The 17,026-nt window shown below is 36.0% G+C and carries 9 protein-coding genes; 3 read left to right on the plus strand and 6 right to left on the minus strand.

Going from position 1 to position 17,026, the window contains the following annotated elements; genetic code table 11:
* Positions 1-416: 416 nt before the first annotated feature.
* The 3 genes from F6K22_RS02015 (at position 417) to F6K22_RS02025 (ending at position 5,928) form a co-directional block, all read left to right on the plus strand.
* Positions 417-3,995 carry an eCIS core domain-containing protein gene (locus F6K22_RS02015; RefSeq protein ID WP_293092706.1) on the plus strand — a complete coding sequence of 1,193 codons (3,579 nt, stop codon included), beginning with the start codon at positions 417-419 and terminating at the stop codon, positions 3,993-3,995.
* Positions 3,996-4,112: 117 nt separating this feature from the next.
* Positions 4,113-4,712 (plus strand): SMI1/KNR4 family protein, encoded by a 600-nt coding sequence (locus F6K22_RS02020; protein ID WP_293092708.1) that lies wholly within the window; start codon positions 4,113-4,115, stop codon positions 4,710-4,712.
* A gap of 85 nt (positions 4,713-4,797) precedes the next feature.
* A complete protein-coding gene (locus F6K22_RS02025) occupies positions 4,798-5,928 on the plus strand; it encodes a type III secretion system chaperone family protein (protein ID WP_293092710.1) in 1,131 nt (376 codons plus the stop codon).
* Positions 5,929-6,023: 95 nt separating this feature from the next.
* Here F6K22_RS02025 and F6K22_RS02030 read toward each other — a convergent pair whose 3' ends face one another.
* The 6 genes from F6K22_RS02030 to F6K22_RS02055 all read right to left on the minus strand — a co-directional run bounded on the left by F6K22_RS02030 (position 6,024) and on the right by F6K22_RS02055 (position 16,812).
* Positions 6,024-6,638, minus strand: coding sequence for a CIS tube protein (locus tag F6K22_RS02030; RefSeq protein ID WP_293092712.1), 615 nt, complete (start codon positions 6,636-6,638; stop codon positions 6,024-6,026).
* Between the two features lie 134 nt (positions 6,639-6,772).
* On the minus strand, positions 6,773-11,248 hold the full coding sequence (locus F6K22_RS02035) for a hypothetical protein (RefSeq protein ID WP_293092714.1): 4,476 nt from the start codon (positions 11,246-11,248) through the stop codon (positions 6,773-6,775).
* A gap of 90 nt (positions 11,249-11,338) precedes the next feature.
* Positions 11,339-12,058: a phage tail protein gene (locus tag F6K22_RS02040; protein ID WP_293092716.1), complete on the minus strand. Its 720-nt coding sequence runs from the start codon at positions 12,056-12,058 to the stop codon at positions 11,339-11,341.
* Entirely contained in the window at positions 12,058-12,210 is a 153-nt protein-coding gene (locus F6K22_RS02045; protein ID WP_293092718.1) for a hypothetical protein, read from the minus strand. The genes F6K22_RS02040 and F6K22_RS02045 overlap by 1 nt, the downstream gene beginning before the upstream one ends.
* 23 nt (positions 12,211-12,233) lie before the next feature.
* Positions 12,234-14,720 carry a protein kinase family protein gene (locus F6K22_RS02050; protein WP_293092720.1) on the minus strand — a complete coding sequence of 829 codons (2,487 nt, stop codon included), beginning with the start codon at positions 14,718-14,720 and terminating at the stop codon, positions 12,234-12,236.
* 142 nt (positions 14,721-14,862) lie between these two features.
* A complete protein-coding gene (locus tag F6K22_RS02055) occupies positions 14,863-16,812 on the minus strand; it encodes a tetratricopeptide repeat protein (protein WP_293092722.1) in 1,950 nt (649 codons plus the stop codon).
* Positions 16,813-17,026 lie beyond the last annotated feature (214 nt).

The raw sequence follows: 17,026 nt of genomic DNA on the forward strand, positions 1-17,026 counted from the left end.
TTGCAAAAGTGTCAGTCCAGTAGGGTGTGTTAATGAAATGTAACGCATCTCCATAAAAGAGGGAGTAGGGAGAAATAATTGATGATTTCTGTACGATAATTAATTTTCTTTTTTATTATTGGAGATGTCTAATATCGACTATTTGAAAGGTTCTTGAGAGTTCATAAGGACGCCAAAAGCAGGAGTGAAAAAATTTATCAGGACTTACGCATGAGGTACGAAAAACTAGGATTTGAGATTGCTTCCCTGTCGGTCGCAATGACGGAAATACATTGTACTGCGTAAGTCGTATTTATTTTAAATTAACCATAGTAGTGAAGTGAATTCAACTAACTTTTGTAAATATTATGTGGCAATTGGGTTGAATTATGGTATAGTACAGATAACTATTGCAGCTTAATCGCGACGTATCAACCATGACTCATGATTTTGTCAAGCCTAAGAAAATAGGTGGACTTGATACCAACACCCATGCTGGACAAAGAAGTCCATTTGCTGGTCGTCCTTTTTTAGCAACTCCTAGAAGTCAGCCACAGCCCCAAGATATACAAACGATGCGAGAACGGGCGGCACGATACCAAGCTGCAAATCCTCATCTATATGGCACTTCAGCTCAACTTCAAACAGTTCAAAGACAAGCCTCAGAGACAGAAGAAGAAAGCCTCCAGATGAAGGCCAATGAGTCTGTTCAACGAAAGCCAGAACAGCCTGACCTCCAAACATTGATTAGGCAAAGAGCTGCACGAGCCTATACACCGCTACAACGGATGATGAAAGTTCAAATGGCTGAATATCAGGGCTTGGATCGGGATAAGGAAGATATCCAGATGCGTCAGGAGTCTTCAGTTCAACGGGAGGCGATGCCAGAGGAACAAGAGAAAAAGAAACCTGAAGATATTCAAGCAAAAACAGAACCTCAACCGGAAGATTTAGAAAAAGAAGAAGATATTCCTCCAGTTCAGGCTACAGCAGAATCTGAACCCGAAGATTTAGAGAAGAAGCCAGAAGATATTCAGCCTAAACTTAACTCAACTGTTCAAGCCCAAGATGATCTAGACAAGGAGAAGCCAGAAGACCTTCAAGCAAAAGCAGACTCTCAACCGGAAGATTTAGAAGAAGAAGATTCAACTCCAGTTCAGACAAAGGCAGAGCCAACTGAAACGTTAGAAGAAGAGACAAAACTTGAGGAAAAACAGGAACTGAATGTTCAATCTCAGCCGTCACAGCAAGAAGAAGAGGTTGAACTGCAACAAAAGGTTAATCAAGCAATTCAACAGCAGAAACTGGACGAACAGAACAAGGATGCCCAGCTACAAACTCGCATCGATCGCTCTATTCAAAGGCAAAAACTCAATAAAGATCGAGACCAAGGTCATTTGCAACAGCAAATTAATCATGCTGTTCAACATCAGGAACTTGAAAAACAACAGGAGGAAACGCAACTTCAGCGTCGGATTAATCGCGCTATTCAGAAACAGAAAGCCCGTGAGGACGAGGATATTCTTAAAGCACCTCCAGCCAAAACTCAGTCGGTTCGGCCAAAATCTTTTCAGACTAAGCTCCAGAATAAGTTACAGACTAAGCTAACGGTCGGGAAACCGGGGGACAAATACGAACAAGAAGCGGACAAAGTGGCGGCTAAAGTTATGGCCATGCCAGAGACAGAGCAGAAAATATCTCAGAAAACTGAATTAGCTCCCAAGCAAGAGGAATCTGAAGTTCAGATGCGATCGCTGGCCGATTCTGTTACCTCTGTTGGTCATGGACAATTGACTGGTGAGCCACAGTCTGTTGTTCAAAATAAGGAAGGCCAATCTTCAAACAAACCCGGTCTGGAAAGTCGTTTAGCTAGTCAGCAGGGTCAGGGAAGTCCTCTACCGGATGAAACGCGCAACTTTATGGAGTCGCGGTTTGGGGCGGACTTTGGTAATGTGCGGGTACATACGGGCTCCCAGGCGGTGCAGATGAATAAGGAGTTGGGGGCACAGGCGTTTACTCATGGGAATGATGTTTACTTTAATTCAGGGAAGTTTAATCCGGGGTCGAGTAGTGGGAAGGAGTTGTTGGCCCATGAGTTGACCCATACAATTCAGCAGACGGGAGGGAAAACCTCAAAATCAAACGTTCAAAAGTCCTCCAAAGCCAACAAAGTCCAAACGAAGCCGAGCATGACTCCCTTGACGGAGGAAGAAATACAAGATTTCTACCAATTCTTCTCAGCATTCCTAAGTTTATTAAACGAAGAAACACCAGAAAGCGAAGAAACACCAGAAAACGAAGAAACAACACAAAACGAAGAAACAACACAAAACGAAGAAACACCACAAAACGAAGAAACAACACAAAACGAAGAAACAACACAAAACGAAGAAACAACACAAAACGAAGAAACAACACAAAACGAAGAAACAACACAAAACGAAGAAACACCAGAAAGCGAAGAAACACCAGAAAGCGAAGAAACACCAGAAAGCGAAGAAACACCAGAAAGCGAAGAAACACCAGAAAGCGAAGAAACACCAGAAAGCGAAGAAACTGATGATGGTGGTAGCGGTGGTGGTGGTGGTGGTGGTGGTGGTGGTGGTGTTGGTGTTGGTGTTGGTGTTGGTGTTGGTGTTGGTGTTGGTGTTGGTGTTGGTGTTGGTGTTGGTGTTGGTGTTGGTGTTGGTGTTGGTGGTGGTGGTGGTGGTGGTGGTGGTGCTGTGGGTGTTGGTGGTGGTGGTGCAGATGGTCATGGGGATCATGAGAATTCTCAAAATGAAATGGAAGAACAGGAGGAAGAAAATGATCGATCTGAAGAGGAGAAAGAGGAAGATTTAGAATCTGCTAAGAACAAATTACAAGAAATTCTTGACAAATCTAAAAAGACAACAGAAGTCGAAAAGCATTTTCCTGCTGTTAAAGAAGAATTTCAACTCAAGGATATTAGGTGGGAAAACCTACTCACGCCTGATTCTGCCTTGGTCATAGAAATTAATCCTCTGGACCGACTTGACTTGACACCAAATCGAATCATAGTTGATTTAAATATACTTTTTGGTCTACCACCCCAGCCTGTGGAATATACACCGGGTTGGATCAACACTCCTGAGGGAGACCAGGAAGTTGGAAAGAAAATGGAAGGGAGAATAGGGCCTTATCACATAATAGGAAGTGGGCCACAGGATCTCGGATTACTAACTGCTTATTTACCGACAGATCAAAACATGGATGGTGACAAGCGTTATATAAGAGGTCATCTTCTTAATCATCACCTTGGAGGAAACGGATACAACGAAAATCTTTATCCCATCACTGCTACAGCAAATGCACGGCATCTTAATCAAGTAGAAAAACATGTAAAAAGATGGGTTGATACAGAAAATTCTTGGGTTCATTACATAGTAGAAGTTGATGAAAAAGAAGTTTATCTCGCTCAGGGAGATATCACTAACAACGTGATTAATGCTGATTTTATTTGTTATGCATATAAATTGGATACTGATGGAAGGGAGGTATGGGATGGTACTCAGATCCATGGAAGAAGGATTGAGTCAAGATTGAATATTAGTAGTTCAGGAAATAATGGTTGTTATGCTCAAAATTCTCTAGGTCAAGCAAGATCATTGTCAAATGAAGAATGTATAAACGAACTAGATACACCTAATAATGAAAACGAACTAGATACACCTAATAATGAAAACGAACTAGATACACCTAATAATGAAAACGAACTAGATACACCTAATAATGAAAACGAACTAGATACACCTAATAATGAAAACGAACTAGATACACCTAACAATGAAAACGAACTAGATACACCTAATAATGAAAACGAACTAGATACACCTAATAATGAAAACGAACTAGATACACCTAATAATGAAAACGAACTAGATATACCTAAGAATGTTAATCCACCTGATAATGAAATTGAAAATATGCTCGATCCCACCGGCGAATGTAATGGGTGTAGTATGGATAAAGGTTTATTTGATCAGGTTGTTGGTTGATGTGATGGATGATTCAGAAACACAGAAACCAATAATTTTTTCACAAATGAAGATAATTCAATATAACAGTGAGTAAAACTTATGAAAAATACAAGTTATATATAGCAATTTCATTCAATGGTAGCTAGTCTTAAAAATAACTCTGCTATTGATGTTTATCTATATAATTTTAATCCTCCAGCAACAAAAGAGGAATTAAATGAAGCGCAAAGCAAATTTAACCTTACCTCGGCAATGATTGATTTTTATAGTGAAGCAAATGGTATCACTATTGAATGGGAAAAGCTAGGGAAAAAGGAAGTTCCGGAAGGAGGATTAATCGCTGGATTGATTGATTTATTGCCAATTCAGGAAGTATTTAGGGATTGGAAAGATAATATTTATTTTGATGAAAATGATCCTTGTAAAGCATTACATCCCATAGACTATTTTATTGGCAATGCTTGTGCAGGACTTTATTTAGATGGCTCAGATAATCCCGAAATCTATTATTACTATCGGGGTCGAAGAATTAGACCATTAGGTGTAGATTTCGAGGGCTATCTTCAACTGTTACTTAAATCTCGTGGTTTTTGGTATTGGCAACTAGCTATTGCTGGCCCTGAAGACATTGACCCTTCTGCAACTATGTCCAGAGAAGAAAGAAACTTTCGAGAAATTATTCCACAGCTTTTTCCAGACTTTAATCAATCAGACTTTCAACGGCTAGAACAATGAAAATATTTCACAGTATTCCACATTTTTGAGATACTTTAGTTATTGCGATCGCGAATCTTCATAGGTTATTCAATACTAAACTATCATGGGTACGCTAATTCAGTCTGTTGCTTCCCTCGATCACTTCCAACTTTGGCCTAATTCTAACTCCCCCGTTTATCTTCAGACCGCAACTGTTACCCTAATTCAACAGGATGAGGAAATCATCGAGTGTCGCCTGACTTTTGGGGTTACTCCTGAACTCTACCATAGTATTGACACTGAAGCACTGTTCAACCTCAAGCCTGAAGTTCGGACTATGTTAACTAATGGCCACTTCCAACCTCAACTCGATATCCATATTGAAGCCACTCTCAAACCTGATTTACTTCCTCTGCTTCTACAACAGGCGATCAACGCCGAAGAAGCGGCTTTTTATATTTCTAACCTCAGTCAAAAGCAAGCATCCTCACCAGACAGCTATACACTCCCTGAGACTGACCATCCTTACACTTTGTTAGAAACTGAAAATTGGTTGGCCTTGTCTGTGGTACAACATCAAAATTCAGGAGAAATAGGCTACCGCACGTTTTGGTCTTATGTCAATCCTCAGACTTTAAATCGTAATTCTATTTCCAGTGAAGAATTATCTGAAAATATCACCCGCTTTTTTACTGATGTCCTTGGTGGAAGTTTGGATAGTGCGATGCAAGAATTTGCCGATGAAACCGTCGGAAAAATTTCTAACTTTTTTCAAGAACTTACCTTAAAATCTTCTCCAAATCCTTCTATGTTTCAGACAGTTCTCAACTTTTTTACCGAAGATGACTGGCCATTTACTAAAATTCAAGGTGATTTTGCTTTACGTTTGGCCTTTCAAGGAAAAAATGGTACTTGGGACTGTTACGCCAAAGTTAGGGAACCACAACAACAGTTCGTTTTCTATTCTGTTTGTTCGGTTAATACACCAGAAAATAAACGACAGGCGATTGGAGAATTCATCACCCGTGCCAACTATGACATGATTATAGGAAACTTTGAATTTGATTTCACAGATGGAGAAATTCGCTACAAAACTGGAATTGACGTACAAGGGGATAGACTGAGTTTTGCATTAATCAAACAGATGGTTTACGCCAATGTGATGATGATGGACGAATATTTACCAGGAATTCAAGCTGTTCTCTCTGAAAACCTCTCGCCCCTCGAAGCAATTACCAAGATAGAAGCTAGCTAAAGTATTGATAATTCATTAAGCAGAATAGAAAAAGGAGTCAAAAAATAAAGTTTTAATTAACACTAATTATTCTTGTTTTTGCAACAAAACTAATATTAAAAATAATTATTTATCCTATTTCTATCAGGATTAATTCCTGTGGGAAGTTTACGATTATTTCTAGTTTTTTTGCGGTTATCTAAACTATCAATTTCACGACGAACTTGAGAAAGGGTATCAGAAACTTGATTTTTTGTACCATCATAACCAAGTGATTTTGAAGGTTTACTATGCTCTGTTTCTTTAAGTATTAAACTATCAATTACAGCTCTAACAGGTGTTCCATCACTCAGAAACATTGTCAACTTATAATTGAGTCGTTCAATAAAACAACTCCGAAGATAAATTTGGTCTCCCCAAATAAACTTATAAATAGGTGGAGATTCTTTTCCCTGGGCAAATTCTACAGCTTTCCGAAACGGATCGATAAAAGTTGTCACAACATTCAATCCAGATTCATAAGTATCAAATAAAATATTATTAATTGTTACTTGGTAGGGTTTAGTATGAGAAAAGCTAACTTTAGGAACTCCAGTATTATTATCTCTTGAACCAGGATTATCTGCAATTTGGACGACTCTTTCAAATACTAATTCTTTGGGATTAAACATAAATATAATATCCGGCGCATTATCCTGACATTTTAAAATAGCTTTAACAAGTTGTGCCATAATATTCTCCTTAAAAAATTTAATTATAATATATACAGGACTTACGCATGAGGTAGGAAAAACTAGGATTTGAGATTGCTTCCCTGTCGGTCGCAATGACGAAAATACGTTGTACTGCGTAAGTCCTAATATATTTACCAAGGTATATTACCTCTATAGTAAGGTCCTAAACGTTCTCTTTCTATCTCTATTTTTAATTGTAATAATTGATAAATTTTTCGAGTAAGAGTTTGTAATTTATAATTAACTAAAGAAACTGTTGCTCCAGTTTGCGATCGAAGTTGTCCAGGACGATTTAGACTTGAAGACAACCCTGGTGTTTTGATAGGAGCGGTTTGACTAATAGTATCGAACCACGGCAAAGAGCCACCTGTTTTGAAGTCATGACGTTCTCGTTCTAATTCAAGTTGTTGTCTTAATAAATTATAAACTTTTCGCGCCAACATTTCCAACTGTTCCTCATCAATTACAGTAATTTCTCTATCTTCTCCAATCACTTTTTCCACTTTTGCTGAAGAACTTGAAATAGATGTTGGAAGTTCGGGAAGAGATTGTTCTTTTCCTATTGTAATTAATTCAGAAGTTTCCAGAGGCAACTGAGAATTAGATGATGGATTAAAGCGATCGTAATCCAGAATTTCTGTTATATTTGACCAGGATTCTTGTATGTTATCTATTACTGGAACACTTTCATCTATTAGTTTAAATTGATTCGACCAAACTTCTTTAATTTGAGAATTTGCTTGGTTTTTAGAAGGTTGAAAAGAACCTATGTCAGTTGATGTTTCAGAATTTGATAAACTCTCAAAAAATTCACTCATTAGTTGGGATTGAATAAAATCTGATTGTTGAGCTAAAGGAGAATGAGATTGAATACGATTTAGGTTAGTTAAATTTTCAGGATTTAAGCGAGGTTGAATTTGAGAGACTTGATTTTCTGTTGTTTCTTGAGGAATAGTATCAGTAACTTCTGATTGTAATAAAGGTAAATATTCTGTAGTAGTTTGGGCTTTTTCTGGTAATTTAACTGTTGATTTTTGTTGAAATAAATCAATAGTTTTTTCTTGTGTTAACTGTTGGATTCCAATAGTTTCATCTAAAGCTTTGGGGCTTATTTCTGGTGATTTTACTATGGATTTTTCTTGAAGTGAATCCATAGGTAATTCTGGGATTAACTGTTGAGTTTCAATAATTTTATCTAAAAGTTTTGGAGTTGTTTCTGGCGATTGAGCTATGGATTTTTCTTGAAGTGAATCCATATTTTCTTCTGGGATTAACTCTTGGGTTTCAATAATTTCATCTAAAGCTATATTCGTTTCTTCTAAATTTTTTTCATAAGCAGGAACAGTTGAAATTTTAGGAACTAAATTAATAGGTTTTTCTTGTATTAATTGTTGGGTTTCAATAGTTTCATCTGAAGCTTTTTTTTCTATTTCTGGTGATTTTACTGTAGATTTTTCTTGAACTAAATCAATAGGTATCTCTGGGATTAACTCTTGGGCTTCAATAGTTTCATCTAAAGCTTTGGGGGTAATTTCTGGGATTTTAACTATGGATTTTTCTTGAACTAAATCAATAGGTAGCTCTGGGATTAACTGTTTATTTTCAGTAGTTTCATCTAAAACTTTTGGAGCTGTTTCTGGCGATTTAGCTATGAATTTTTCTTGAAGTAAATCCATATTTTCTTCTGGAATTAATTCTTGGGTTTCAACAATTTTATCTGAAGTCTTGGGGGTTGTTTCTGGCAATTGAGCTATAGATTTTTCTTGAAGTGAATCAATAGGTGATTCTGGGATTAACTCTTGAGGTTCAATAGTTTTATCTAAAACTTTTGGAGCTGTTCCTGGCGATTGAGCTATGAATTTTTCTTGAATTAAATCTATACTTTCTTCTGGGATTAACTCTTGGGTTTTAACAGTTTCATCTGAAACTTTGGGTGTGATTTCTGGGAATTTTACTGTGGATGTTCCTTGAAATAAATCAGTAGGTTGTTCTGGGATTAACTCTTGGGTTTCAACAGTTTCATCTGAAGCTTTGGGTGTGATTTCTGGTGATTTATCTATGAATTTTTCTTGAATTAAATCCATATTTTCTTCTGGAATTAACTCTTGGGTTTCAATAATTTCATCTGAAACTTTGGGTGTTGTTTCTAGGGATTGAACTAGAGATTTTTCTTGAAGTAAATCAATAGGTAATTCTGGGAATAATTCTTGAATGTAAAGAGTTTCATCTGAAGCTTTTGGCGTAGTTTCTGGTGATTTAAATGTCGAATTTTCTTCAACTAAGTCACTAGATTTATCTGGAATTAACTCTTGATTTTCAAGAGTTTCGCCTGAAACTTTTGATGTTATTTCTGGTGATTGAACTGTGGATTTTTCTTGAACTAAGTCACTAGATTGCTCTGGGATTAACTGTTGAGGTTTAACAGTTTCGTCTGAAGCTATATTTGTTTCTTCTACAATTTTTTCAGAAGCAGGAATGGTTGAAGTTTTCGGAACTAAATTAATAGGTTGTTTTTCTATTAACTGTTGGGGTTCAATAGTCTCATCTGAAGCTGTTTTTTCTGTTTCTGGTGATTGAACTGTTGATTTTTCTTGAACTAAGTCAGTAGATTTTGGGGTTAACTCTTGATTTTTAACAGTTTCATCTAAAACTTTGGGTCTTCTTTCTGGTGATTGAACTGTCAAATTTTCTTGAACTAAGTCAATAGATCGTTCTTGTATTAACTGTTGAGTCTCAATAGTTTCATCTGAAGCTGTTTTTTCTATTTCTGGTGATTGAACTGTTGATTTTTCTTGAACTAAATCAATAGCTTTTTCTGGGATTAACTCTTGATTTTCAATATTTTCATCGGAAGCGGTTTTTTGTGTTCCTGAGAATTTTACTGTGAAATTTTCTGGAACTAAGTCAGTATATTTCTCTGGAATTAACTCTTGAGGTTCAATATTTTCATCATTACCTATATTCGTTTCTTCTAAATTTTTTTGAGAACCTGGAATAGTTGAAGTTCCGGGAATTAAATTAATAGGTATCTCTGGGATTAACTCTTGATTTTCAATATTTTCATCTGAAGCGGTTTTTGGTGTTTCTGGGAATTTTACTGTGAAATTTTCTGGAACTAAGTCAGTATATTTCTCTGGAATTAAATCTTGAGGTTCAATATTTTCATCATTACCTATATTCGTTTCTTCTAAATTTTTTTGTGTACCTGGAATAGTTGAAGTTCCGGGAATTAAATTAATAGGTATCTCTGGAATTAACTCTTGGGATTCAACAGTCTCATCGGAAGCGGTTTTTGGTGTTCCTGGGAATTTTACTGTGAAATTTTCTGGAACTAAGTCAGTATATTTCTCTGGAATTAAATCTTGAGGTTCAATATTTTCATCATTACCTATATTCGTTTCTTCTAAATTTTTTTGAGAACCTGGAATAGTTGAAGTTCCGGGAATTAAATTAATAGGTATCTCTGGGATTAACTCTTGATTTTCAATATTTTCATCTGAAGCGGTTTTTGGTGTTCCTGGGAATTTTACTGTGAAATTTTCTGGAACTAAGTCAGTATATTTCTCTGGAATTAAATCTTGAGGTTCAATATTTTCATCATTACCTATATTCGTTTCTTCTAAATTTTTTTGAGAACCTGGAATAGTTGAAGTTCCGGGAATTAAATTAATAGGTATCTCTGGGATTAACTCTTGGGATTCAACCGTCTCACCTGAAGCGGTTTTTGGTGTTCCTGGGAATTTTACTGTGAAATTTTCTGGAACTAAGTCAGTATATTTCTCTGGAATTAACTCTGGAGGTTCAAGATTTTCATCATTACCTATATTCGTTTCTTCTAAATTTTTTTGTGTACCTGGAATAGTTGAAGTTCCGGGAATTAAATTAATAGGTATCTCTGGGATTAACTCTTGGGATTCAACCGTCTCATCGGAAGCGGTTTGTTCTGTTCCTGGGAATTTTACTGTGGAATTTTCTGGAACTAAGTCAGTATATTTCTCTGGAATTAAATCTTGAACCTCAAGATTTTCATCATTACCTATATTCGTTTCTTCTAAATTTTTTTCTGTACCTGGAAGATCGGAAACAGGTTTATAAATATCGCCTTCCCATTTCGCTTGAACAATAGGTAAATTATCTGATTTATTTTTTTTTAATTTATCGTCTGAGAGTTGATGACTCTGAGGAAAAAGCATTTTATCAGCAGCAGTTGTTAAAATGCGCGACTGAGTTTGAATAATTTGTTTACCGAAGCGAGGATGAAGTTCCGAAAGCGGATTATTTTGGATGTTTTTTTCTACTAAAGGATGTGTTTGAAATTCTTCTTTTTTTATTTCAGCTATACTCTGGTTAATCTGATTTTCTGAAGAAGATTCTGAGTCAAAATTGTCTTCAATAAATTGACTGGTTATAGAAGTTGGTTTTTCAGGATAATTTGAACGAGAAAAATCCTGTGCAAAAGTGAAAAAATTATCAGATTCTTCTAAAGTTTGGGGTAACATTAATTGAGAAGCTTGAATCAGAGGCGATCGAACTTTCAACATCCGCTTTCGTCCCAGGTTTTCCGGGGAACACAAAGATTTTTTTAAACCTAGGGAAGATGTAGACATAATTAATCAGCCTCTTAATTAATTAAATTTTATAAAAAGCCTTTATAAAAAGCGGTTAAAATTATCTCGTTCTCTTGATGCTTTTCGCTTTTAATTATCAATTTCACGCGCAGCTTTTCCTTTAGCATAATCCATTCCTTGTTGTTTTAATTGATCGTATTCAGTTTCCAGATCGTTCATCGTATTTCTAACTTCTTGTCCCAATGAATTCCTAGCATTAGAAAGGGTTCTACTAGCTTGATTTAGGTGTTGTCTGCCAACATCTGCTAAATCACTAGCAAAATAGCCTAAACTACTGCGATTAAGTGGGTTTGCTGGCTCGAATTCTCGTTTGTATGATTCTAAAGTATCTTTTTTATAAATGGTTAAACCTTCATAAGCTAAAGTTAATTCCTCTATAGCAACATTATTAGAATCTGCTTGAAAAGGCGATACTTTCCAACTAACTGGAACTGAACCAATTAGTGTCCAAGACTGCATCGTTTCTCCAGCTTGATTAAATAGAAGCAGAGTAACATTCAAACGAATTTTTTGAGAGTCTCGCAAAATTTTTTCAATCCAATTTAAGAAAGTTAAATCATCAGTTATTCCTCGTTTTAATGTGACATCTGTGAATTCCGCTGGTCCTAAAATAATTCTTTGTTGATCGTTAACACCGCCTTCATGAAAAGTTTCTCGCTTAATGTTAACGCCTAAGCCAGAACATTCACTAAAACAGGCTGAAATTTGACTATCAATTTCTAAATAAAACTTATTCGCTGTAACATAATTTAGTTCATAAGCTGAAGGTTCTTGACGATTTTTTTTCATTATAAAATCCTCCGATGGTTACAAACACGTTCCTGTTGATTACGAATATCTTCTTCCATTAGCTTATAAACTCTATCGCAGAGTTTTCGTAGTAAAATTGGATCTTTAATTATCTTTTCAATTAATTTACCTTCTAAATCTTTTTCTGACATTTTGATTAAGGTTTATCCTGACTTTATTTTAACAATTGAATGGGAATTAATCCAGCCGAATGTAATAGATGTTGTCCTTCATTAGTTTTCATTATATCAGAAAATACTCGACCTGGTGAATCTTTACTTCCTTCTTTTAAATAAATCACAGCAATCGAATATCCTAACGGATAATTTCCTTGTTTAAATATCTTAGGGTTTGGTTTGTAACTTCCTTTGTCCATACATAAATCTGTTGCTGGTGTGATTGGTTTGCCATTGTTATGTATAATTGGTTGAACTGCTGTAAGTTTCCCTTCTCCAACAATTGCTAAAGGATAGACTGAACACTGATTAAATACTTTACTAAATAAATCAATCCCAATCACAGCTTGACCGTCTTGTTCAAATTCTGCTAAAGCCCTTGCAGTACCTTTACTATATCCTGTTTTTATGCAAGTCTTTTTATCTTCATTAATAAGATTGACAAAGTTGTTTCTTTCCTGGGTATTTTTTAAAACTAAGTTTTCAAATAATGAAGTCACCAGAAAAACTTCTTCTGTAGTTTTATAACAAATAGGGCCTCTTTTGACATTTTTTTGATTATTAACAGAATCAGCTTCTTGATTATTAGCAGAATCAGAAATCCCTAACTCTTTTAATGTTAAGGATTGATTAGAGTAGAGTTTTTTGAGGGATTTGAGGGAAATTTTACCAGAAAGTAATTTAGGCAAATTTCCTTTTCGCTGAACATCACTGAAAGCTACATAAGCGAATAAACCATCGTATGCAATAATTTGTATTTCTAACTGTTTGTTATTTTTTAAAAGCTGAACTTCGTCATCAAAGAGAGAAGTTACTATAAATTTATATTTTTCTAAATTAGATATAATTGTATTTTCTAAACGTTCTTTTTTTGCTTCTTTTGTCCCTTCGTTGCTTTCGGTATGGCTAAAATCAAATGAATCTGGAGAATGTGAATTAAATGAATTTTGAGAGAGAATATTCAAATGCTTATAAAACTGTTGACTTCTACCATAAGCAACGGGAGTTTTTAACGCAATATTCCATCTTTTATCCGCTGCATATCTAATTCTTTTATTGCTGAAATTTATGGGAATATTCACTTGTTTAATTGACTTGCTTTTTGGTTCTTCTGGAATAGTCTTTGGCTCTATTTTTTGTGTTTTTAAACGAGAGAAAAAATACCATACTCCCCCAAAAAAACTACCAAAAGCCACTAAGGCTATCAACATAAGAATAATCGGAATAATCCAAGAACGTTGAGAAGTTTCAACATCTTTATTATCATCAAAAACACTCTGGGAGGAATCTACTTTAGAATCTAAAGGTAATTTTAATAATTCTCGATGAGCTTGAGCTGCACTCTGAAAAGAACCCGAATATAATTGTACGGTGAAATTTTTGATTTCAGGATGACAATGTTGATGCCATTCCAAATCTTGAGCTGGATATTCCTGGGTTCCACCAGATAAAAAATAGCTAACTTTACCTAAATCTTTAAGGTCTTTTTCAAAGACTTTTTTGGATAGATATTGATTTTCTAATTTTGAGTCTAAATTATCTATTAATTGTTCCCATAGTGCTAGACGACTTACATAAATTTTAAATTCTTCATCTTCTTCATTAGAAGCAAATTGTTGACCATAAGTAACAACTAATAGACTGTCTAAATTGAGGTTTCCATGACCTATTCCTTTAGAGTTATTTTCAAAAAAACGAATTTCATAACAGTTGTGTAAGAACTGCAAGCTTTGCAATATTTGTTGCAGAATTTTACTAAATTGAATTGGCGTTAAAGGTTCATGCCGTTGATTGAGATATTCTCCTAAAGTCAGACTATTGGGAATTTTTTCAAGAATCAAATACCAACGGATATCTTGTTCGTTATCCTCATAAAAATCTTGAACAATATCAATGGGAAGTAGTAAACGAAATTCTTTAACTTTTACATTTTGATAGGTAACTTCAGGTAAACGATCGGATGAACTTCGAGTTAAAAATTCTTGAATCAATACTTGTTGCTTTTGCTGTGCAGTAGGAGTGGCTTCATATTGACGAGTTTGAGCTGAATGACTCAGACACTGACCAATTTTATACCTGCGACCAAAGTTATCTCGAATTTCATAATCTGGAAGGAGAACTTTTTGAGTTTTCTGGTCTTTGCGTCGTCGTCGAGAACGTTCCCTAAAAATGGGTTGGTCTAAACTTGTAGGTTGAATGGAAGTTTTTACTCCTCCTGTTTCTGCGGGAATTATGGGTTTTAGTCTAGCTTGACTTGGAGATTCGAATTGGCTTTTATCTTGAGAAAAATTAGGTAAAGGTGGAAAAATTTGCCTATCTTGCTTTTGGGAATTCTTGCGTTCGCTTTCTCCAAATTCCGCTCGTTCATACATTTGCTGTGCTCGACGCACAAAAACCCGACGAATACTATCAACAGGATAGTTAATAAAGGTAAAAATTTCTCGTCCTCTGAGTTTTACTATGTTTACTAAATCTGATAATCTCATAGCGATCACTCCTGTTCATAATAATGTAATTAGGACTTATGCATAAGGTACGAAAAACTAGGATTTGAGATTGCTTCCCTATCGGTCACAATGACGAAAATACATTGTACTGCGTAAGTCCTAGAATTTAACTCAATTTTTGTTAGCTCTTTTTGATTAAATTTCGTAAGACAATTTCTCGTTCTTTGCGAGCTATGTTATACTCAGGATTGAGTTTCAATGCTTGTTCAAAATTCGCCAAAGCATCCTGATAGCGACCCAACCGAGAGAGGGCAATTCCTTTTCCCGTAATCACACCAACGTTTTCGGGACTCAGAGCGTCAGCTTGAATGTAAGCATTCAAAGCAGCTTGATATTGCCTGAGTTCAAGTAAAATTAACCCTCGGTTATACCAACCCTCAAAAGACTTGGGGTTCAATTGAACAGCTTCCTGAGTTGCTTCTAGAGCAAGTGTCAACAATTGAGGATCTCGCAACCGCCATAAGACAACAGCCTGATTTGCCAAAATACCGGCTTTGAACAGATTATCATTGGGTGTAAAATTACCTGCTAATGCCTGGTGATAGGCTTCTACTGAGGCTTTATATACCAATACATTCATGGTTTTCTCAGTTGTATATCCATTCTGTCGCTGTAAACTCAATAGCTGACCGTACTCGCTGAGAATGCGACCGTGGTTATACCAACCCCGAGCATAACTAGGATTAATTTTAACAGCTCGATGAGTAGACTGAAGCCCCTGCTTGTAGTTAAGTTCCGCCAGTTCATACTGTTGTTGTGCCTGCTGAAGTTGACCCAAATGCCATAATATCACCCCTCGGTTGTTCCATGCTTCGGCGTAGTCTTCCTCCAAGGCAATAGCGCGGTTTACAGAGCCTAAAGCATCATTATACCGTTCTAAGCCAGCCGAAGCGGTACTTTTCTCCTTCCAAGCCTTGGCAGGACGAGTATCCCCCCAATCTCGATCGCCCTCCAGAGCTGCTTCACAAGCCTTTAATGCGGGTTCATATTGTTCTAGTTGATTAAGCACTTCACACTGGTTAACCAAAGCGAGAGAATAGTTAGGCTGAACCTGAACAGCGCGACTATAGGAAGTTAAAGCTCGCTCAGTCTGTCCCAAAGTTTGTAGAGCAATACCTTGTTTTGTCCAAGCTTTGGCATTCTCAGGATTATCAGCTAAAATTTTTTCATAAAAACGGACTAAATTTTGAAGTTGTTTGACTATTTCTTCTGCTTCTTTTACTGGATTACTAACCAGAAGGGGATCGGATGTAGTTACTTCTTGACGCACCACCAGCAAATGTTCTAAGGCTTGAGCTGGAGTAGTAGTTTCCCAATTTTCGTTCACAGCGATCGCTAATTCACAATTTTCAAGAGCTTCTGTATAGCGTTCTAGTTCAATCAATAAACCACATTTTTTAGTTAGAAAAAAGGAAGAATTAGGGGTGATTTTTAAGGCTTGACTGTAAGAATCCATTACATCTTCAACACGTTTAATTTCACGCGCTCTTGCCACATCCTGTTTTCCTAACCCTTCCAGTTCAGCTACTTCTAATTTTCCCAATTTTCCCAAAGCAATTCCTCGATGTTTCCACGCTTCAGCAGGACTACTACGACCCCAAATTCCATCAATTTGAATTGCCTGTTCACAAGAATCAATCGCTTTTTCGTATTGCTCTAATGCTAAAAATATTTGACATTGATGCACTAAAACTTGAGAATATTTGGGTTCTCGCTGCAACAGATAATTATAGGAAACTAAGGCTTGGGGATACTGTTTTAACTGTTGTAATGAATTACCTAAACTCATCCAAGTCTCTAAATTTTTTCGCTTCGGCTTTAGTTCAATTACCCTTTGACAAGCCGTTACAGCTTCGGAATATTGTTGACCTTGTTCGAGAGTAGTACAGAGTTCTTGCCAAAATTCCACATCATTATAATCAAAGTCTGGAAGCTGAGAAACTGCATCCTGGTGAGCTTTTGAGACTGAGCTTTCTGTCAGCTTCGATTCACCCATCGCTGGAACTGTGATTTGAATAAAGAACCCAAGTCCAACATTAATAATACTAATCCACGATAATACTAATTTCATCTGTTATGTTTGTATTTTGCTAAAGTATATTAAAAGTAATTCATTTAATTGAATTTAATGGTTTGCTTAATAAATTTTTATATTTTTAAAATTACCTAATAATCAGTGATAAAAAAAAGTTTTTGTTTGTAGTAGGGCAAGAGCCCTAAGTATGTATCGGGCTCTTGCCCTACTACAAACTTTAATTATAACTATTCAACCGGAAATGATATAA

The organism is Okeania sp. SIO2F4 (assembly GCF_010672385.1).
Taxonomy (GTDB): Bacteria; Cyanobacteriota; Cyanobacteriia; order Cyanobacteriales; family Microcoleaceae; genus Trichodesmium.